1 pseudogene is annotated in these 378 nt (G+C 62.7%); it reads right to left on the bottom strand.

Going from position 1 to position 378, the window contains the following annotated elements:
- A pseudogene (locus AC0L20_RS40150) lies at positions 1-124 on the bottom strand (DNA-binding response regulator); the annotation flags it as partial.
- Positions 125-378: the final 254 nt, after the last annotated feature.

Genomic DNA, 378 nt, shown 5'->3' with positions numbered 1-378 from the left:
CCAGGTAATCATCGGCGCCCATTTCCAGGCCGATGATTCGGTCAGTGTCGTCATTGCGCGCGGTGAGCATCAGAATCGGTGTGGCTTTGTGCTTGCCTGCTTGCAGTTCCCGACACAGCACCAGCACCACCAGCGCCAGTTGGCGACCGACACCGTTGGCCGTCACCACCCAGTCACTGCTGACGACGGCGAGGCTGGAAACCAGGGCAAAGGTCAGCGCCAGGCCGAGGAGCGTGCACACCACTGACGACGGCGAGCGATCGGCACGGGCGAATAAAAACGGCACGACGGGGAGAATGCACGGGCTGAGCACCGTGACGATACCTCCCCGCGTTTCAATGGGCGCCAGCGAGGGACTTGACCTCGGCCAAACCAACA

The sequence above is a fragment of the Bradyrhizobium sp. Kon58 genome (assembly GCF_055807455.1).
The sequence above is the reverse complement of the archived record's forward strand: the minus strand, read 5'-3'. Positions and strand labels throughout refer to the sequence as shown.